At 55.2% G+C, this 20,688-nt stretch carries 12 protein-coding genes; 8 read left to right on the top strand and 4 right to left on the bottom strand.

Annotation, left to right across the window (positions count from 1 at the left end):
* Nucleotide 1: 1 nt before the first annotated feature.
* The 6 genes from ACQQ2Q_RS16190 to ACQQ2Q_RS16215 all read left to right on the top strand — a co-directional run bounded on the left by ACQQ2Q_RS16190 (nucleotide 2) and on the right by ACQQ2Q_RS16215 (nucleotide 12,124).
* A complete protein-coding gene (locus ACQQ2Q_RS16190; RefSeq protein WP_428188141.1) occupies nucleotides 2-418 on the top strand; it encodes an RNA-binding S4 domain-containing protein in 417 nt (138 codons plus the stop codon).
* A 185-nt stretch (nucleotides 419-603) separates the two neighbouring features.
* A complete protein-coding gene (gene fdxA / locus ACQQ2Q_RS16195) occupies nucleotides 604-942 on the top strand; it encodes a ferredoxin FdxA (protein WP_428188142.1) in 339 nt (112 codons plus the stop codon).
* 368 nt (nucleotides 943-1,310) lie between these two features.
* Nucleotides 1,311-1,880 carry a CarD family transcriptional regulator gene (locus tag ACQQ2Q_RS16200; RefSeq protein ID WP_428188143.1) on the top strand — a complete coding sequence of 190 codons (570 nt, stop codon included), beginning with the start codon at nucleotides 1,311-1,313 and terminating at the stop codon, nucleotides 1,878-1,880.
* Between the two features lie 465 nt (nucleotides 1,881-2,345).
* Complete coding sequence (locus ACQQ2Q_RS16205) at nucleotides 2,346-9,878, top strand: SDR family NAD(P)-dependent oxidoreductase (protein WP_428188144.1); 7,533 nt, start codon at nucleotides 2,346-2,348, stop codon at nucleotides 9,876-9,878.
* 22 nt (nucleotides 9,879-9,900) lie between these two features.
* Complete coding sequence (locus ACQQ2Q_RS16210; RefSeq protein ID WP_428188145.1) at nucleotides 9,901-11,277, top strand: aminotransferase class I/II-fold pyridoxal phosphate-dependent enzyme; 1,377 nt, start codon at nucleotides 9,901-9,903, stop codon at nucleotides 11,275-11,277.
* Between the two features lie 52 nt (nucleotides 11,278-11,329).
* Nucleotides 11,330-12,124: an SDR family oxidoreductase gene (locus ACQQ2Q_RS16215; RefSeq protein WP_428188146.1), complete on the top strand. Its 795-nt coding sequence runs from the start codon at nucleotides 11,330-11,332 to the stop codon at nucleotides 12,122-12,124.
* Between the two features lie 20 nt (nucleotides 12,125-12,144).
* On the opposite strand, the gene ACQQ2Q_RS16220 is transcribed toward ACQQ2Q_RS16215, so the two are convergent.
* Complete coding sequence (locus ACQQ2Q_RS16220; RefSeq protein ID WP_428188147.1) at nucleotides 12,145-13,449, bottom strand: capsule biosynthesis protein; 1,305 nt, start codon at nucleotides 13,447-13,449, stop codon at nucleotides 12,145-12,147.
* 107 nt (nucleotides 13,450-13,556) lie between these two features.
* On the opposite strand from ACQQ2Q_RS16220, the gene ACQQ2Q_RS16225 reads away from it, so the two are divergent.
* Together ACQQ2Q_RS16225 and ACQQ2Q_RS16230 are read left to right on the top strand one after the other, a co-directional pair.
* Entirely contained in the window at nucleotides 13,557-14,870 is a 1,314-nt protein-coding gene (locus ACQQ2Q_RS16225) for a capsule biosynthesis protein (protein WP_428188148.1), read from the top strand.
* A gap of 106 nt (nucleotides 14,871-14,976) precedes the next feature.
* On the top strand, nucleotides 14,977-16,146 hold the full coding sequence (locus ACQQ2Q_RS16230; protein WP_428188149.1) for a polysaccharide biosynthesis/export family protein: 1,170 nt from the start codon (nucleotides 14,977-14,979) through the stop codon (nucleotides 16,144-16,146).
* Between the two features lie 274 nt (nucleotides 16,147-16,420).
* Here the strand turns inward: ACQQ2Q_RS16230 and ACQQ2Q_RS16235 are convergent, their stop codons facing one another.
* The 3 genes from ACQQ2Q_RS16235 to ACQQ2Q_RS16245 all read right to left on the bottom strand — a co-directional run bounded on the left by ACQQ2Q_RS16235 (nucleotide 16,421) and on the right by ACQQ2Q_RS16245 (nucleotide 20,614).
* Nucleotides 16,421-17,161 (bottom strand): Bax inhibitor-1/YccA family protein, encoded by a 741-nt coding sequence (locus tag ACQQ2Q_RS16235; RefSeq protein ID WP_428188150.1) that lies wholly within the window; start codon nucleotides 17,159-17,161, stop codon nucleotides 16,421-16,423.
* Between the two features lie 196 nt (nucleotides 17,162-17,357).
* Nucleotides 17,358-19,904, bottom strand: coding sequence for an ABC transporter permease (locus ACQQ2Q_RS16240; RefSeq protein WP_428188151.1), 2,547 nt, complete (start codon nucleotides 19,902-19,904; stop codon nucleotides 17,358-17,360).
* Nucleotides 19,901-20,614 (bottom strand): ABC transporter ATP-binding protein, encoded by a 714-nt coding sequence (locus ACQQ2Q_RS16245; protein WP_428188152.1) that lies wholly within the window; start codon nucleotides 20,612-20,614, stop codon nucleotides 19,901-19,903. The genes ACQQ2Q_RS16240 and ACQQ2Q_RS16245 overlap by 4 nt, the downstream gene beginning before the upstream one ends.
* Nucleotides 20,615-20,688: the final 74 nt, after the last annotated feature.

Consider the following 20,688-nt stretch of genomic DNA (forward strand, 5'->3'; position numbering starts at 1 on the left):
CATGGGCGAACGGGAGCAGCCGGTTGGCGGCTTGCGCCAGCGCATCGACAAGTGGCTCTTTTTTGCGCGGCTTGCCAAGTCCCGGTCCCTGGCGCAAAGCAAGATTTTGTCTGGTCATGTGAAGGTCAACGGCGTGACTGCGAAGCAGCCGAGCCGTTTGGTTGGGCCAGACGACCGCATCGACATTGCGCTTGAGCGGAGAAATCTCGTTGTCATCATAAAAGCCTGCGGCGAGCGCCGTGGCCCGTTTGAGCAGGCGCGGTTGCTTTACGACGATGTTTCGCCTCCGCAGGAAGAACGCGAAGCTGTCAGTCTCTACGAACAAGCTCAGCGCGCGCCGGGTGCCGGGCGGCCCACCAAAAAAGAACGGCGCGAGGTTGATCGTGTGCTGGGTCGCGACCTCTGGGATGCGGAATAGAATAAGTTGCCTCGCAAGGGGCTATTTTCAGGATGGTTTATCCTTGCTATAGCGCGGCGAAGGCAATAGCTGAGATGTAATATCCGGATATGCTTGTGGCTCCCTATCGGTGCCACGCGAAACATCCTGCAATAGGCGATAGGCGTGCTCCCAGCGCCGAAACTGACAAAATTCTGGAGTGTTGCATGACCTATATCGTGACCGACAACTGCATTCGCTGCAAATACACCGATTGCGTCGAGGTCTGCCCCGTCGACTGCTTTTATGAAGGCGAGAATTTTCTCGTGATTCACCCGGATGAATGCATCGACTGCGGCGTGTGTGAACCGGAATGTCCAGCTGAGGCGATCAAGCCCGACACGGAGCCCGGGCTCGACAAGTGGCTGAAGCTTAATACGGACTTCGCTCAGATCTGGCCCAATATCACGGTGAAGCGTGATCCTCTGCCGGAAGCAAAAGAGATGGATGGCGTAGAAGGCAAGTTTGAAAAGTTCTTCTCCGAAAAGCCGGGAGCCGGCGACTGAGGCGTTGCGTCGCCTGTTGCGCTCCGACAGCTATTTTGCCTGAACGACCTTTCGGCGTGTCGCCGAAGGGGAGGCAGTTGCGGGCAAGCAAAACATTGATTTCTTCATATTTTTATGCTAGGGTCATGAAACTGATCCATTTAAGGCAATTCAATTGCCACAACTTCACGAAAGCAATCAGCAATTTCCGCGGTTTTTTGACATCTGCGACGACAAGTCGCCTCGTCAGCGCCGGGAAGTGTTTTCTGCTTTAATCTAATCAACTGGACCAGGATGGAATGACCCGGCGGATTTCCCCCGTCTCATCCGGGCCTGATTGACCCGGCACCGGCAAAAGCCGGAAGCATCATAGGGAGTTTTTAACGCGAATGACGACCCAGCAGAAAAAATCTTCGACGCGCCAAGGTTTCAAGACCGGCGAATCGATTGTCTATCCCGCTCACGGTGTCGGTACCATTACCGCTATCGAGGAGCAAGAAGTTGCCGGCATGAAGCTTGAGCTTTTTGTTATTGATTTCGATAAAGATAAAATGCGCCTGAAGGTGCCTGTCGCTAAAGCTCTCACGATCGGTATGCGTAAGCTTTCCGAGACGGATTTTGTCGAGCGTGCTCTCAAAGTTGTTCAGGGCAAGGCGCGCGTCAAGCGTACCATGTGGTCCCGCCGCGCACAGGAATATGATGCAAAGATCAATTCTGGCGACCTTATCCTGATCGCTGAAGTGGTTCGCGATCTTTATCGCGCTGAAAATCAGCCGGAACAGTCCTATTCCGAGCGCCAGCTCTATGAGGCTGCTCTTGATCGCATGGCGCGCGAAATCGCTGCCGTGAACAAAGTATCTGATACCGAGGCTGTTCGTCTCGTAGAGGTCAGCCTCAACAAGGGGCCGAAGCGCGGACGCACTGCAGATGAAGACGATGCGCAGGAAGAAGCGGCGTAACAGCAACTGCTGATACAGTCAGCTTTACCCTGTCTCTAATAAGGCGTGCCCAACTGTGAAGCGTGGGCGCGCTTTTTTTGTTCGGCACAGTGTTCTCTTTTCCAATGGCGATGTGTAGTTGGGTTGCGAACTGAAGGCGCGCGAATGGAGATTTTGGCTGCTGAAATGGTGGCTGTTTCTTTCGTCTGGACGTCACTCGGCGGCTAAGTTCCATTTTTCTGGGTATGCCGTTTCTAATTTACGCTATTGGGGTAGCCTCTGGAGCGATATGGTTGTCTTGTTGGCCTCAGAGCTAAAGATGCGCGTTAGGGGACGGTGGTCGTGCTTGTGTGCAGCCTAGGGGTGATAAGAATTGACGCCCTCGGCTACGTTCTCTAAGGGAATTTGAGGTGGGATAAAGAGCCGATTGGGGGCAAGCAGATCTATATGCGTGTCGTTCGGCTCTATGAATTGTGAACGAGATAAATGACTGTTGAGATTATCGGGCGTGCCTGTGTAGCCCCTGGCGCTAATTCTCCTGAGGAACTATTTGAGATTATGCGCCAACGCAAATGCGTGGTGTCGCATATTCCTTCAGATCGGTGGGATATTGCCCGTTATTGGCATCCTGAGATGGGGGTTTCGGGAAAATACTACACGTATGCTGCCGGTGTTCTTGATGACATAAATCGCTTTGATCCCGCACTATTCGGTATTTCCAAGCGCGAAGCGCTCTATATGGATCCTCAGCAGCGGATCTTGCTTGAGCTAACTTGGCGGGCTTTGGAAGATGCCAATATCCCGGCGGCAAGCCTGCACGGTGAAAAGGTTGCAGTCTATGTCGGTGCTTCGAACATCGATCATGGCAATCTCTCCGTCGAGGATCCCGCGGCGCCTGGCCCACATTTCATGACGGGCAATACGCTTTCGATCGTTTCCAATCGGATATCGCATGTTTTCGGGTTGAACGGGCCGAGTCTTACAGTCGATACCGCTTGTTCCTCGTCATTGGTTGCACTCGATCATGCCGTGCGCGCTATCAATAGCGGAGAGGTCGACACGGCTATCGTCGGTGGGATCAACATTCTTGTACACCCGCTTCCCTTCGTGGGATTTGCGCAGGCGCGTATGCTATCGAAAGACGGGCTTTGCCGTGCCTATGATGACAATGGTATCGGGTATGTCCGCGCCGAGGGTGGCGTGGTTCTGGTGCTTCGGAAGAGCGAACTTGCTCAGCAAAACGGTGATCGCAGCCATGCAACGATCGTTGCGTCTGGTATCAATGCCGCAGGCCGCACAAACGGGATTTCGCTGCCATCGCGCGAAGCGCAGGCAACACTGCTTGAATCCATCTATCATGATGGTGGCTTTGATCTCGATGATGTTGCCTTCGTCGAAGGACATGGCACTGGCACAAAGGTCGGCGATCCTGCAGAAGTCTGGTCTTTGGGCCAGGTCATCGGCATGCGTCGCGAGAAGCCGATTACTATTGGCTCTGTTAAGACCAATATCGGTCACGCAGAACCTGCATCCGGTCTTCTCGGCTTGATGAAGGCAATGATGGCTTTGGAGCATGACTATCTGCCAGCGTCGCTACATTTTGATACGCCAAATGATGACATCGATTTTGAAGGTCTGAATGTTGTCGTTGCCAGTGACGGTATGGCGCTTGAACGCAGCGACAAGCCGCGTCTTGCAGGCGTCAACTCCTTCGGTTTTGGCGGTGCGAATGCCCATGTCGTTATTGCCGATCCCAAACCGCTTACTGCGACCATTCCGGATGGCGATTCCAACTCCTTTTTCATGGCAAGTGCGCATACTGCCGATAGCCTGAAATCGCTGGTTAAAGGCTATCAGGATCGCCTTTCCAATGCTTATGATGATGCAGAGCGCGATGCGGTGATTGCTGCGGCGGGCTCCAACAGATCGGCGCTTCGGCATCGTTTTGTTGTGAAGGGCAATCGTCAGGACGTCATCGAGGCCATTGCTGCCTTTGTCTCATCGTCCAAGGGCGGCGAAGGGCAGACCGGGGAGGCGCTGTCACGTGACCCGAAGGTTGCGCTCGTCTTTTCAGGTAATGGCGCGCAGTGGGCAGGGATGGGTCTCGATGCCTTGCAGAATGCGACGTATAAAGCGAGCTACGAGCACATTGCGACCCTTTTCTCGCGTTATTCGGATATCGATCTGGTCGCGGCATTGCACGATCCGGAACTGGATAGCAAACTGGGCGATACCAAGCTCGCACAACCTTTGTTGTTTGCGGTCCAGGTTGCCCTGACCGACGCTCTGGTTGCGATGGGACTTAACGTGACGGCGACCTTCGGTCATTCTGTTGGCGAAGTCGCAGCTGCCTATGCGGCCGGTGCCCTTTCGCTTGCTGATGCCGTTGCCGTTATCGCCAAGCGCTCGCTTCATCAGGATGTGCTGGCGGGACAAGGCACAATGGCTGCAGTGAAGCTGGGTGAGCAAGCCGCATGGGATTTGATCAAAGCAGTCGAACTCGACAACCTCCAGGTTGCCGCCATCAATGCACCCAATTCTGTGACGATTTCAGGTCCTGGCGATCAGATCAAATTGCTGCGGGAGCGTGCACGCAAGCGTAAGGTGGCTGTGCAGCCGCTCGATATTGACTACCCGTTCCATCATCCACTGATCGATCAGGCTCGCGATGCTTTCCTTGGCGACATGCCGGCAATACATCCGCGCTCTTCTGAACGCGCATTTATCTCGACCGTGACAGGAACGGTTCTGACCGGCGTTTCGCTGACGCCCGACTATTGGTGGCAGAATGTTCGACAGCCTGTGAAATTTCTACACGCCGTAGAGGAGGCTTTGAAGCTTGGCTGCAACGTCTTCATAGAAATGTCTCCGCGGCCTATTCTGACAAGCTACATCAATGATGCAGCGCAGCTGCATTCGGCGACTATCAGCGTTGTTTCGACCTTGGTGAAAGAGCCGGAACCAGCCAAGCGCGATCCGATCGGACGCGCTATGGCCCGCGCCATTGCTGCGGGTGCTTCAGTAGACGCCGAGCAGATCTTCCGGCGTCGCAACGCCTTTATTCAATTGCCAGTGCTGCCGTTTGAAAAGACAGACCTGCCTGCCGAAATGACGAGCGATCGTGTCGACATCTATGGGCGAGTGCAGACCTATGGCTACACGCTTCTAGGCTGGCGCGTTGACCCGAACGGATCTACCTGGAAGAACCATATCGACGCGCATCTCTTTCCTGATCTCGCAGAGCACGTCGTTGACGACCGCGCTATTCTGCCAGGCAGTGGTTTCATAGAGATCGCTATTTGTGCGGCAGAGCAATATTTCGAGACCGATCAGGTGGAAATCTCCAATGTGGAGATCGTTCGACCTCTTGAATTGAGTCACGGTCGCCTTCTCGAACTCTCCACCACTATCTCTCCAGAAACGGGCGATCTGCAGATCCGCTCGCGAGAGCGCTTGACCGATGACGAGTGGGCCATCCACGTGGTCGCGCGTGTCCGCAAGGTCACCGCGTCCGAGGGTGGCTACGAGATTGTCGGTGAAGGCCACGGAGAGAGCAGCGAGATCGATGCCGCGAAGGCCTACCAAACCGCTCGCAACTTCGGGCTAAATTATGGTCCACGATTTCAGTTGCTGGAGCATGCCCGCAGCTTCGGTGATCGCCGCATCGAGGTTGATCTGAAGGCAGCCGCTGCGCCTGGACATCCTTTGCTTCACTACAACCTCAATCCTATGTCGGTGGATGCGGTATTCCACGGTCTGGTCGCCCTGTTTGATCGGTTCAGTGGGGATATGGGCGGCGCACCGTATATTCCTGTTCGCTTTGGCAAGATCCGTATCGCAAAACTTCAGAGGCCTTTGACCAAGGCGGTCATTGAAATCGTGCGATTAAGCCCAACCTCGATCAGGGCAAATTTTGAGCTGTTCGATGACGCCGGGGAAAAGATTGCTGTCTTCACCGACAGCCGCTTCCGCCGCACCTATCTCAAGCAACACAAGACGCTTGATGGCCTTTCTTTCCACTACGAAAGTGTACCCTTCCTTGAGAGCATCAAGATCGCGGACTATGTTCCGGCGCCATTGATGCGCAAAACCTCGTTTTTTGCAGGCGTCGAGGAAACCGGCCTCGATAATGAAACCTTCCTTTTCCAGGCTGCAGTCTTCAGCGCGGTTTTCGACATTGCCAAGTCTCTCGCCGAAGGCGGCAGCGTAATCCGGAAGGAAAACCTGCCCGCAGATGTCGGGATACGTGCCTATCTTACCAGCAATCTCAACATGTTGGTTGATGCGGGCTTCGCCCGGCACGCGGATGGACAATGGATGTTAGAAGACGATTTTTCTCTTCCGGCACCCTCTGAAATCCTCCGCGATCTCTATCAGAGCTGTCCACAACGTGTGGTCGAAGCTGTCCTCATCAATGATTGCCATCGTGAGGTCATTGCACGACTGAGCGCTGTTCGTGCCTCTTCCGAAGAGAATGAGTCTGCGAAGCCTGACGCCTTCATCAGCGAAGCCACGCTCGAACATCAGGCGACGCATTCTCCAAGCGCCAAGATGCGCGTGTCGGTTCTGTTGTCGTCGCTTCAGGCCTGCCTTGAGCAAAATGCATCCGGTGGCAAGAGAATTCGTGTTCTTGAATTCGGTAGCGTTTCGCCGCATGTCAGCCGTCAAATTGCAGATGTGGTCGCGACATTCGGTGCTAGCCTGACAGTTTGCGAACCGGACGGTGGTGCTCGGCGCAGCCTCGAGGTGTTATTTGAAAATGACACCTATGTGAGAGTGACGGACAAAGACGAGCTCACTGACGTCGGCGGCGCGGATATCATCGTCAGCGCCAGCGACGAGTTTCGCATGCATGTCGCGGACTCAGTGGTTCCAGACATTCTCAAGCGTGCAGGGGTTTTCCTTGGCGTTTTCAGCGCTCCAGGGGTCGTCAACGATTTTGTTCATGGTCTGGATCAAAACTGGTTCGACGCATCCACTGGTGGAGCGCTTTTGGGTGCAGCCGCCTGGGACAAAAGTCTTGAAGGGATGGAGTTTTCTTCCATTCAGTCCAAGCTGATGGAAATGCCCAGTGGCTCGCTCGTGACGGTTGAAGCGTTCGGACGGGTTGCGGATGTTCAACTGGTCAGCGATGCTCAAAGCGGTCAGTCCGAGACCCGTTCTGGTACGTGTCTCGTGCTTCACGATGGTACTGTCGATCAATCGTCGATAGAGGGTGCCGCCGCCGCTGCTGGTTGCGAAAGTGTCGTTTCGCTTGTCATCGGACTTGATCTTGAAAAAGACCGCGCGGCGATCATCGACGCTTTGCAGGATAATCTTGGAGTTCTGCGTTCTACTGTCTATCTATCGCCGGAACCACGGGCAGATCAGGACATCTCTCTTGTCCTTCAAAATCGTGTCATGGGACTCAATGCCTACGCTATGGCCCTGGCTGAATGCCGGGATACCGTTCTCGCGAAGGGTGAAGGTATTCGTCTCGTCGTGGTTGCGCCTGGCGGCGCATCGATCGCGAACCATGGTCATGGCAACGCGGCGAGTTCCTTGAATTCGGGCTTATGGGCATATCTTCGCGTCGTTCGTAACGAGTACGATTTCCTGGATATTCACTGCGTGGATCCGGGGCTTTCGACTCAAGAAACAGGGTTGCTGCTTGCTTGTGCAGACCGCGTTCACGGTTTGCAAAGCGGAAACAGCGAATGGGTGCTCGACGGCGAAACCGCACAGCTGCTGGAATTGCGCGCCGTGCCTGGAGCTCTTGTTCCCTCGCAGCGCGTGACGAGCGACTTCGATGCCGCCGTCATCCGTCAACTTGTTCCCTCGCAGGTATCGGCCATTCGTTGGGAAAGTTGCGAGGTTCCCGCCATTGGCGATGATGAGGTTCTGGTCAAAGTCGTCGCGACCGGCCTGAATTTCCGTGACGTTATGTGGGCCATGGGTCTGTTGCCGGAAGAGGCGCTTGAAGACGGCTTTGCCGGTGCCTCGATCGGTATGGAATTTTCGGGTGAAGTTGTTTCCGTAGGGGCGAATGTGACGGATCTCGCTCCGGGCGACCCAGTCATGGCGATCGCTGCTGCAGCGTTCTCTACTCATGTTGCAGTGAAACGCGATGGAATTGCGCGCCTACCGGCCGGGATCGATCTGACCGCTGCGGCCTCGGTGCCGGTTGTCTTCCTGACCGCCTATTACTCAATTGTCGAGCTTGGCCGCATGCGCGCCGGCGAAACGATCCTCATTCACGGAGCTGCCGGCGGCGTGGGCCTTGCCGCCATTCAGGTGGCCAAACATGTCGGCGCAACTGTTATTGCAACGGCAGGCACTCCAGAGAAACGCCGCTTCGTCGAGACTCTGGGGGCGGATCATGTGTTCGATTCGCGCTCGCTCAGCTTCGTGCAGGATGTTCGCGACGTCACCAATGGTGAGGGTGTTGATCTTGTCTTGAATTCGCTGTTCGGCGAGGCGATGGAACTCAGTTTGTCACTGGTCAAACCGTTTGGCCGTTTTCTGGAACTTGGCAAACGCGATTACTACGCTGACAGCAAAATCGGTTTGCGGCCGTTCCGTCGGAATATCAGCTATTTCGGGATCGATGCCGATCAGTTGCTGGTGTTCCATCCGGAATTGTCGCGCCGCATGTTGTCCGAGATTGGGACGCTGTTCGAAGAGGGCGTTTTTTCGGCGCTGCCTTACCGGGCTTTTGCATTCGACGAAATCGGGGACGCGTTCCGTCTGATGCAGAATGCCGGCCATATCGGCAAGATCGTCGTGCTGCCACCTGTGGCAGGCGAGGATCATGTTGCGATTAAATCGCGCCGCTCGATGGTTGTCGATCCGGAAGGTATGCATCTCGTCGTCGGCGGTATCGGTGGTTTCGGGCTGGTGACGGCAAACTGGATGGTCGAGAAAGGTGCACGCAATATCGCTCTTTGCTCGCGTCGTGGCGTGGCCGATGAACAGACGGCAGAAGCCATCAAGCGCTGGAAGAAGGATGGCGTCAGTGTCAGCCTCCACGCTTGCGATGTAACCGATGAAGCGGCGGTGACTGAATTGCTCGCCACTTTGCGTAAATCAGCCCCGATCAAGTCGGTGATCCATGCAGCGATGGTTCTGGATGATGCATTGATCGGAAACCTGACGCGGGAGCGCAACCGCCCCGTCATCGAAGTCAAGGTTAAGGGTGCTGCTCTCCTGGATCGGGCCACGCGTCAAGATGCGCTGGATCATTTTATCGCCTTCTCTTCTGTCACCACCATGGTCGGAAACCCTGGGCAGTCCAACTATGTGGCCGCAAACGGGTTCATGGAAGGACTGATGAGAATGCGACGGCAATCCGGTCTGCCCGGGCTTGCAGTCGGCTTCGGCGCGATTGCGGATGCTGGTTACCTTGCACGCAACAATGATGTCGGGCAGTTGCTGGATCGTCGCCTCGGCAAGACAGCGCTCCACGCGCGGGATGCTCTTTCCTGTGTCGACCAATATATTAATGTGGAACCGGGCACAGTCGATGCCGCAGTCGTCGTTATTTCAGAGTTTGACTGGGCAATGGCGCACAATCTTCGCGTGGTCAATGAGCGGCTATTCGAGGTTGTGATGCGCAAGGCCTCTCACAACACGAGCGGTGGCGAGAGTGGCGATATCGATCTGGTTGCCATGATTCAAGGCAAGTCAGCGGTCGAAGCTCAAGATGTGCTGTTCAAGGTTATTGCAAGCGAGATTGCAGCAATCCTTCGCGTGGCGACTGAGAGCGTTTCCAAGGACAGTGTTCTCAAGGAGATTGGTCTCGACAGCCTTATGGCCGTTGAACTCGGGCTGAATTTCGAACAGAATACCGGCTTCGACATGCCGTTGAGCAGCCTATCCGACAATGCGACTGTCGGTGACGTGACACGGCGGCTTTATGAGAAGGTGAGTGCTCGAAGCGGCGCAGATGACAGCGAACCCGAAGCAAGCGGTGATGCCAAGATCTATGACGAGTTGAGCCGACGCCATACTGCATCACCAAGTCAGACGGTTACCGGCTGATACGCCCTGGAGCGAATGCTGCATGAAAGAGAATAAGCGACAGGATCTTCTGGATCGCATGAAGAACCTGCACAAGAATGTCGAGCGTGGTCGCGAAGACCGCAATGCCGAGCCTATTGTACGCACGCTTCGCAAACAGGACAGTTTCGAAGATCTGGTTGAGTACAAGCAGGTTTTGATGCAGCAGCGCGCCAGTGCAGAAATCGGTGTGGTCAATCCATTCTACCGTGCGCATGAGTCCGGCAGCGGAGCGACAGCTCAAATCGGCGGGCGAATCTATGACAATTTCGCGTCCTACGATTATCTCGGTCTCAATCGCGATGATCGTATCGTCGGAAATGCGAAGGCAGCACTGGATCAGTATGGAGTATCGGCGTCGGCCAGCCGGCTGGTCGCGGGTGAGCGGACCGTTCATAACGATCTCGAGCGATCACTGGCAGAGGTCTATGATGCGGATGATGCCGTCGTTTTCGTGAGCGGCTATCTGACCAATGTTGCTGCCATCGGTTGTCTAATGGGACCCAAGGACCTCGTCATTCACGACGAGTTCATGCACAATAGCGGTTTGACAGGCGTCAAGCTTTCAGGCGCTGCGCGTCGCTTCTTCAAACACAATGATATGGCCGACCTTGAGCGCATCCTGCGTACGATCGGCCAGGATTATGATCGGATTCTGGTCGTTGCCGAAGGCATCTACTCCATGGATGGCGATATCGCCGACCTGCCCGGTCTCATCAAACTGAAGAAGCAGTATAATTTCTGGCTGATGATGGACGAGGCGCACTCGCTTGGTGTGCTGGGCGAGACGGGTCGCGGCGCATTTCAGCACTTTGGAGTTTCGCCAAGCGAAGTCGACATCTGGATGGGGACGATGTCGAAGACGACATCCAGTTGTGGCGGCTATATTGCCGGCAGCAAGGCCCTTATCACGCTTTTAAAGGCTCACGCTGGTGGTTTTGTCTATAGCGTTGGTCTGGCGCCCGCTCTTGCCGCCGCAGCACTGACCAGTCTTGAGATCATGAAATCAGAGCCGGAACGCGTTCATGCCTTGAGGCGCAATAGCCAATTGCTGCTCGATTGCGCGCGGGAAAAGGGTCTCGATACTGGTCTCAGTGAAGGATACTCGGTCGTTCCGGTCATCGTTGCCGATTCGCTTCGGGCCGTGCAATTGTCGAACGAATTATTCGAGGCTGGTGTCAACGTGCTGCCGATCATTCACCCGGCGGTACCAGAAGGGCTTGCGCGCCTGCGGTTCTTCATCACCTCTGCGCATAGTGAAGAACAGATCCGCCGAGCCGTGGATCTCACTGCGACGATCCTCACGCGACTTCAAAACGAGAATTTTGGTATCGCTTCCAGTAACGTGATGCAGGTCATCGCCCGGCTCGCACAGGGGTAGAGCCTGATTTTCGGGTTCAATCCCTGTTCGAGCACGCAATGGTGAGAATTGCATGGTCCATGTCATCATCACGGGCGGTTCGAGCGGAATTGGTAAGGCGCTCGCGCGCATTTACCTGAAACGAGGCGATGCCGTCACAGTCATTGGCCGCTCTGCCGAGCGCCTGCAACTGGCCCAGAAAAGTCTTCTTGGCGACGTCTCCGAAGCAACGGGGCGCGTGCGTATCGCCGCCTGCGATGTCGCCGATGAAGATGCACTGCAGACAGTTATTGCAGAAAGCGAAGCGAGTTTCGGACCTTGTGACATCCTGATCACGTCTGCCGGCGTGGTTCATCCCGCAATCTTTGAAGATCTTGATAGCGCTCTTTTTTCGTCGCAGATTTCGACCAATCTCATGGGCACAGCCAATGCTGTTCGTGCTGTCTATCGCGGCATGAAGTCGCGCCGTTGCGGCACGATTTTGCTGGTATCATCCGGGGCTGCACTCATCGGCATTCATGGCTATACCGCGTATTGCGCGTCCAAGTCCGCTGTCGCCGGCTTTGCTGAAGCGCTCCGGATGGAAGCAGCACCTTACGGCGTTGGTGTTGTCATTGCCTACCCGCCGGATACTGATACACCGCAACTGGCTGCAGAAATTCCTCAGCGCAGTCGTCAGGCTTCGCTAGTGATGCAAAGTGTTCGTCCGTGGACTCCAGAGGCTGTCGCCCGCCGGATGATCCGGGGACTCGATCGCGGGCAGCCAACGATCTATTTTGGTTTGACGCTCAATCTGCTTGGTCGATTTGGCTCGCTTGTGAAACCGCTAATCTATCAATGGTTTCTGTGGCGTGATCCAGAGCGGTGAGACTTGTTGTTTCGCGTTGCTCATGGTGCCCGTAGTTCCGCCTCATAGCGGAAGACCGATCGCTTGACCGGCGCATCCTCTGTGGCCCAAGTCTGTTGCGAAAACAGTCGTTCGCAGAGTTCTTCAGCGCCCATCTGTATTGCCTCACGACCAATGAAGCCGCCGCGAAACTGGGTTGTGGCGGCCAAGGCTTTTGCGAATGTCTCCGGCATGTCCTTCAGTGGCACGGTCGGTCTTTGCCAGAACTCTGCAAGGCTTGTTTGCGCCGTTAGGCCTTCAACGTCGTAGATTGCGGCGCCAAGCGCTATCACCGGTTTATGCGCAAGCAACGCGGTAAGCCCAACAGTCGAATTGATCGTGACGATCCCGCGCGCTCGGTGGACTAGCTTGTCCAGATCTCCACCGTCGATCAGGTCAACGCGCCCGGCCACATCGAACCGCTCTGCCATTTCCTCAATTCGGGATTTCCAGCGGCTAAGGCCATTGTCTAGTGGGTGTGTCTTGAAGAGAAGTCGTGTCTGGTCCTGCGCATGTCTGGCGAAGGAATTAATGACGCTTTCGACCAGCGGGAACAGTTTGCCAAGAGGCGCGTGAACCTTAATCTGGTAATCGCCTGGAAGCTGGAGTGGAAAAAGAAAAAACTCGGGCCCGTTGTCCGAGAGATATTTGGATTCCATTTTTTGGGCCGCCGAACGTCTTTCCTTGCGGCGAAGTGCTTTGCCGATCCAGCCCGCATATTCCAACAGAGGATGCACCGCGCCGTGCGTGCGGTAGTTGGGATGCGCCAACCAACCGAGCGCGACATTTGGTATGTGGAAAAGCAAGTCGTAGCAGGCATAGGTCATGAAGCGTGTATCAAAAAGTCGCTTTGTTGAAGGTTCGGCTATGTCTTGGGCCAGTTCTCTGATTACTTGTGGATCTGTCGGAAAGCGCGATGCGCTGGACATTCCAAAAGGCTCCAATGTGAGCCAGTCAGGCCGCAAGTAGCCATGTTCGAAAATGTGCACACGGATGCCAAGTTCCTGTGCAACCTGTATAGCTGCCGCATGCTTCGGGCGACCGTCTCCCAGCATCAGAATATCTGTGATGTGATATTGGACGATATAATTCTTCAGATATTCGGGCCACTCGTCGTCTGTGGCACGATACCAGTCGCCGCCTCGCGGCCACCAAAAAAGAAGGTCCCCGATGCAAAAATTGATCTTGTGAATAGTGGCTTTCCTGCGTTCGGCAGCCCTTGCAACCTCTCTTAGAAAAGGAGAAGCAGGACCCTGTAGCAGGAGTAGTGACAAACGGCGCATCGGTGCACTTAAAATCTTGTTCATTGGTAAGTGCCCTCATATAGTCGGAAAAACTGCTGAGGGGAAAGCGCGGGGCGTCAGACTGCAGCTCGGTTGTGTGAGAAAGTTCTTGATTTAGAATGACAAGTGCGATGTCTGCTGCAAAGAAAACCAGCATCTTGTTCCTGCAAGGCCCTCCTTCCCTGTTTTGGTGCGAGATGGCGAAAGCTTTCGAAGCGCAGGGCATGTCTACCTATCGGGTAAATTTTTCTCTGGGCGATCAACTCTATTGGCGAAAGCGTGGCGCGATCAATTATCGTCGCTCAATCAAGCATTGGCCTGCTTATGTCGAGACGCTGATCCGCAAGAACAAGATCACCGATATTCTCTATTATGCCGACCAACTGCCTTATCATCGCATTGCCTGCGAGGTCGCGCGCAAGCTTGGAGTGCGCTGTCACGCGGTGGAGCACGGATATCTGCGACCGGACTGGATAACGCTGGAGCGAGACGGAATGGGCCGGTTCTCGCATTTTCCGACCGATCCACAGCATATTGCTTCGCTCGCTGAACAAGTGTCCGAGCCGGACATGGTGGTTAAATATCCCCACACCTTCGGCCAGGAAGCCTTTAATGAGGTACTTTATAACCTCGTTGCCTATTTCGGCAGACCATTCTTCCCGTTCTTCGACGACGACAAATATTACTCTGCAGTCGTCGATTACCTGCCTTGGGTCGCGCGTGCGTTTCGAACGCCGAAGATTTTGGAAACGGAAGATCTGAAGCACACGAAAAGCGCGTTCTTCCTTCTGGCGCTACAATTGCAAAGTGACTACCAGATCCGCGCGAATTCGCCGTATCGGCATCTCGGCGACATGCTGGAAGAAGTGATTTCGTCATTCGCAGCCCATGCTGAAAAGGAGCATGTACTTCTGATCAAGCAGCACCCACTCGACAATGGTATTGAACGTTGGGACCAGCGGATCAGTCGCATTGCCAAAGCCAATGGGGTCGAGGATCGTGTTAAGTTCATTGAACAGGGCAATCTGAATGCCATTTTGGCACACGCCCACGGTGTTATCGTCGTGAACTCGACGGTCGGTCTTTATAGTTTAAGGGCGCACAAGCCGACTCTGGTTCTCGGCTGTGCGGTCTATGATATAGAGGGGCTAACACATAATTCTGGGCTGGACAGATTCTGGAGGAGCCCGATGCCGGTTGATGCGGAACTGGCGGATAAGTTGGTTTCCACACTGGCCGCGACTATCCAGGTGAAGGGTAACTTTTACCACAAAGAAGGCAAGAAGGTTGCAATCGCGGAAATCGTTAGGCGAATCGCGCAGGGCATGGTCAATGAACCCGGTGCCTTCGTCGAGCCAGCTCCAAGGCTGAGTTCGAAAAAGGGTTTTATCTATGAACAGCCAGAGGTAAGACCGATGCAAGAAAGTGACGCTGGCGTTCTCTAATTATTAGTTTCAGTCTTTTATCCTAATCACTTGGGTGGAAGTTTGCATTTTGTCCGTGATAAGGAATTGTCGGGACGCCGGAATTGGACGGGTTGGAGATTATGACTTGAAGCGCATCCTTGTTGTTGTTGTTTGCGCCGGCCTTGCTGGTTGTGAGGCTGTACCAGGGGCGGGACCTCTCGCATCGGATATTAACTCTCAGGCTGGTAAATCGGCAGCAGAAGTTCATCGAACCGATGCTGCTGTTTTCGACGTGGTCGATGTCGACTCTGAGACGGCACGCATGGTGTCCAACTTTTCGGTTGGAATGCTCAAGCGCCGATTCGGGCTTGGTGGAGCAGCCAAAAGTCCAGTGATCGGTGTCGGTGATCAACTTCAGGTGACGATCTTCGAAGCTGGTTCTGATGGACTGTTTTCGACCTCGGATTCAAAACAAGCAAAGTTGAACGTCATCGTTCAGCCCGACGGTTCAGCCGCAATACCGTATGTCGGTCTCGTCCGGTTTGCGGGGAAGACACTGGAGCAGGCCCGACAGTCAGTGTTGAAATCGCTTGTGAACAAGGCGGTCGAGCCTGACGTCATCATTAGCAGCGCGAGCGCTCCTTCACGTACGGTGACTGTATCCGGCGCTGTAAACAAACCTTCCCAGGTGCCGCTGGGGCTGATTGGCGAGCGCATGACAGAGGTCATCGCGCAAGCTGGCGGTCCGGCAACGCAGCCTTATGAAACCTATGTCACGCTGGTCCGCGGGCAAAAGACGGGAACGGTGCTGCTGCAGACGCTGATCGAAAATCCTTCGGAAAATATCTATATTGAACCGAAGGATCAGATCTTCGTGACCAAGGATCCGCGCACGTATACCGCGCTCGGTTCGGTCTGGCAGAACGCTCGCATTCCTTTCGGTTCAAACGACTTGAACCTGCTTGAAGCCATCGCCCAGGCTGGCGGCGGTAACGACCAACTGGTTGACGCGAAGGGCTATTTCGTCTTCCGCTATGAAGAGCCTGAAATCGTGGCGGATCTTCTGGCGCCCAACCGCTTTCACGAGTTGGTCTCCAAGGGCATGAAGCCGAACAAGGATGGCCGCTACCCGATCGTCTATCGCTTCAACATGGCGAATGCCGACAGCCTTATCGTGGGCCAGAGCTTCCCGATCAAAAACCGCGATGTGATCTATGCGTCGCGTCACCCAAGCGTCGATATCGTCAAGTTCCTGACTATTGTTGGAAAACCGGTGGCAATAGCACGCAGCGTGCAGGTCATAGCGGACAACTGAACAAGCCCAAATTGAATGGATGATGCAGCGGCAACGATGCTCGCTGTATCATTCCATTTTTGCTTGTCTCGCGCTGCGGGAGAGGTGGGGTGTGCCGGTAAAGTCGAGTACGACTGCTCAGGAGGCAATACAGCCTGTCGGCAAGGAATACCTGGGTGACCACCGTTGTTTGCCGGTTGGATTAGGCTTTAAAAAACATAAGGCCCGTAGCAAACTACGGGCCTTAATGGCACTGTCTCTATAATCGCGTATGCAGCGATGTCTGTCTGTTCGTTTAGTTGCGGTTTCCGAGGAAACGCAGAAGGAACAGGAACAGGTTTACGAAGTCGAGGTAAAGCTGCAGTGCGCCCATGATTGCCTTGCGGCCAGCGACTTCCGAGCCATCGGCTTCGTAGTAGGATTCCTTGATGCGCTGGGTATCCCAAGCTGTCAGACCGGCAAAGATCAAAACGCCAAGCGCCGAGATAGCGAAATCCAAAGCGGAAGACGCCAGGAACAGATTGACCACCGAGGCAATGATCAGACCGAAAAGGCCCATGACCATGAACGAACCCATCGCCGACAGGTCACGCTTTGTCGTGTAACCATAGAGCGACAGCGCACCGAAGGATGCGGCCGTGACAAAGAATGTCTGGACGATGCTCTGACCTGTATAGATCAGGAAGATCGACGAAAGTGAAAGTCCCATCAGCGCCGCATAGACCCAGAATGTGGTCTGCGCCGCAGAAACGCTCATCTTGTTAATGCGGAAGCTCAGGAAGAACACCATTGCGATCGGTGCTAAAATCACCACCCAACGCAGCGGGCTCATGTAGATAGCCTGACCGAATGCGGTCAATTGTCCGTTCGCAAACGCGAACTGGAACGAAAGGTAAGCGGCCACGCCTGTGATCGCCAAACCCAATGCCATCAGATTGTAAACCTTGAGCATATAGGCGCGAAGACCTTCATCGACCATGGTCGAAGAAGCGGCGCCACCTGCTACGCGGTTCTGATAATTACGGATATCAGACATTGTTTCCTCTTTTTAAGCTTCGAATTGAAAACGGTGTCGGGAGTAGTCCCCCAGGCGCCGCTGCGAAGCTCCAGCATGCCTGTTATCAATATGATATGCGGCGCCCGAGCAAACAAGAGCGCTTTGGTCAAAATTTCGCGAGGAAAGAAAAGGGGTTAACACCAAGCGATTGTTTTTGAGGTGCGGAACCCTTGATTTATAGCTCCCGGAGCATAGGCGCGGCCTTTTGTCCTAGTATCCTCCAAGTGCCGACCAGTCCGATGACGATAGTTGTCACGACCGCGATCAGCAAGGTTGAGACCGCTACTCCCGGCAGGAAGACTGATGGCAGTGTCATAATACGTTCGATCACGAACCAGGCTGCACTGCCGCCGGCTAGTAGTGCAAAGACCGCGGTGGCCAGGCCCAGCAATAGATATTCGTAGGTAAAGGCGCGGATGAGCATGGCGCGCGTTGCGCCGACCGTCTTGAAGATCACCGCATCATGGGCGCGTGCGCGGTTACCGGCCGCAAGAGCACCCGCAAGCACAAGGACCGACGAAATCAAGGCGACGGAAGCTGCTGCGCGAATAGCAGTGGCCAACTGTCCGACGAGCGCGTTGATGGTGTCGAGGGCGTCCTTGACGCGCACGCTTGTGATCGACGGGAAGCGGTTGGTCACGGCCCGCAAAATCCTCGCCTCGTCGGCAGCGCTGGCGTCGGGCTCCGTCAGGGTGGCAAGCCAGGCGTGAGGCGCACCGGCAAAGGTATTCGGTGAGAAGACCATGACGAAGTTGATCGATAGCGACTCCCATTCGACCTTGCGAAAGTTGGCGATCTTCGCCGTTATATTTCGACCGAGCACGTTGATCGTGACCGTGTCGCCGAGTTTGAGGCCAAGCTCCTGGGCCTCACCGTCGGAGAAAGAAACGAGATTCTCACCCGTATAATCTTCGGGCCACCAATCGCCTTCGGTCAGCGTCGCATTTTCAGGCAGGTTTTTGGAATAGGTAATGCCGCGGTCGCCGCGCAGTACCCAGCGCCCTTCCGGGGGCACCTTCATTCTCGCCACGTCCTGTCCGTTGAAGGACAGGATCCGACCCCGCAGCATGGGAACCTCGACCAGTTCCCCCCGAGGTGCAATCTCGCGAACCGTATTGCGAAAACCGTCCAGTTCATTGCCCTGAATATCGATGAAAAAGAAATTGGGGGCACGTTCCGGCAGATTTGCCGTCAGTTCTCGTCTCAGGTTTCCATCGATTAATGCAATTGTGACCAGCAATGACAGACCGAGCCCGAGCGACAGGATAACGGATGACGTCAGTGCGCCCGGGCGATGAATATTGCCGATTGCAAGGCGGAGCGTCGCGGAAGATACTCTTGGGCTGCGGCTGGCGAGATAGGTAATGACAATTGCAACGACCCGCAGAATGACGAAGACAACGGCCATCGCACCAAGGAATATCAGTGCAATCCGTCGATCTTCCGCGGTGAAGATTGCCAGGCTAGCCAAGGCGATCAAGGCAAGGGCAGCGCTGATCAAGTAAGGCCAGGAGGGGAGTTTGCGGGTTTCGAAGCCCTGTTCGCGGAAGAGTGCGGTGGCGGGCACTTCCCGCGCGTGTCCAAGCGGCAAAATTGCAAAGGCAAGTGTTGTCAGGAGTCCGAAGAGGGCTGCAATCCCGAGCGCTGCGGGATGGAGAAGGGGAGTATCTGAAATCGGGATGACGTCTTTCAGATATTGCATGGCAATCAACGGTGCCGCGGCCCCCAGCACTAGACCAAGTAAAATACCGATGATCGCAATCAGCGAAATCTGGACAAGGTAGACGAGCACAACGGATGCCGCTGGCGCACCCAGGCTTTTCAGCGTTGCGATAACGGGCCGCTTGCTGTCGAGGAAGGCGCGAACGGCATTTGCAACACCCACGCCACCGACGATGAGTGCGGTCAGGCCGACAAGCGTCAGGAACTGCGAAAACCGAATCACGTTTTCAGTGAGCGATGGCGCTGCTCGGTCGCTGGTGCGGATCGACCAGCCGGCATTTGGAAACGCCTTTTGCGCGGTATCCCGGATGCCAGCCAATTCGGCGGCAGGATCGGCGAGGCGGATTTTGTAGCTGTGCTCCACGAGGCTGCCGGTCTGAACCAGGCCCGTTGCTGCAAGTGCTTCTGGGCCCATGAGCAAGCGCGGGGCAAAGCCAAAGCCATCTGATAGGGCGTCCGGTTCGGACAAGAGGCTGGCTGAAATCTTGAGCCGGGCGTTGCCGACCAGAATTTCATCCCCTGGCTTGATGCCTAGACGATCCAGCAGGAGCGGGGCTGCGACTGCTCCGTAGACACTCCCGTCAGCCTTCAACAGAGATTGCAGCGGCACCGTCGGTTCGGTCTTCACCTCTCCATAAAGTGGATAGGCGTCGTCGACCGCCTTTATCTCGACCAGTGACTGATCGCTGCCATCGGCCAGGCGCGCCATGGAGCGCAACCCTGTCGATTTCGCGACCGTGCCCAAACCTTCGAGAAAAGACATTTCCTCACTATTGGCTTCTCGGTTATTGAGTTCGAAGCGCACATCGCCAGCGAGCAGCGATTGCCCTTGAGATGCAATCGATGCGGTAATTGTCGAAGCGACAGAGTTAACAGCGGCAATTGCGCCTGTTCCGAGTGCTATACAGGCGAGGAAAATGTAAAATCCGCTCAAGCCACCGCGCAGTTCACGCAAGGCAATCCGGATGGCGACAGGGGCAAGCGAGAAAAGACGCTTCATGCCGGCTGTACTTCCGCGGCAGTGGCCCGCGCGCCGTCGCTTGCATCCAGTTCGCCGGAATGCACGCGCACCTGCCGGGTGCAGCGGGCGGCAAGGCTTGGATCGTGGGTGACCACTACGAGCGTCATGCTACGTTCGGCCTGTTTTGCGAACAGCAGGTCAGCGATCTGCCGCCCGGTTTCAGTATCCAGATTGCCGGTTGGCTCGTCGGCAATCAGCAGAACTGGTGATGGAGCGAGCGCGCGCGCGATGGCAACACGCTGCTGCTCACCCCCCGATAGCTGGCCTGGATAATGATCAAGCCGATTACCCAATCCGACAGCTTCCAGCTCTTTGCGAGCCAGGTCGAAAGCGTTGCTTTGATTGGCGAGTTCGAGAGGAAGTGCCACATTTTCCAGCGCTGTCATGTTGGCAATCAGATGAAATGACTGGAAGACAATGCCGATATTGCGACCGCGGAATTCAGCAAGAGCGTCTTCGCTTAGCTGATGAAGCGGGTTGCCATTCACGTGGATTTCACCGGTGTCTATGCGCTCAAGCCCTGCCAGAACCATCAGAAGTGTCGATTTTCCGGAGCCGGAGGGGCCGACGATGCCCACTGCCTCGCCTTTGGCAACCTTCAGATCGATATTTTTGAGAACATGGACCTTGGCAGCTGCAGTTCCGAGGGTCAGATCAGCCTTCTTCAGTTCGATGATGGTTTCTATCACGCTCGGTCTTCCTATATCTAAGCATAGTGGCCGCAGCGCATGTCTGCGCCATCGTCTCGACCAATCTAGGAAGG

It is taken from the genome of Agrobacterium sp. ES01, from assembly GCF_050320885.1.
Classification (GTDB): domain Bacteria; phylum Pseudomonadota; class Alphaproteobacteria; order Rhizobiales; family Rhizobiaceae; genus Allorhizobium.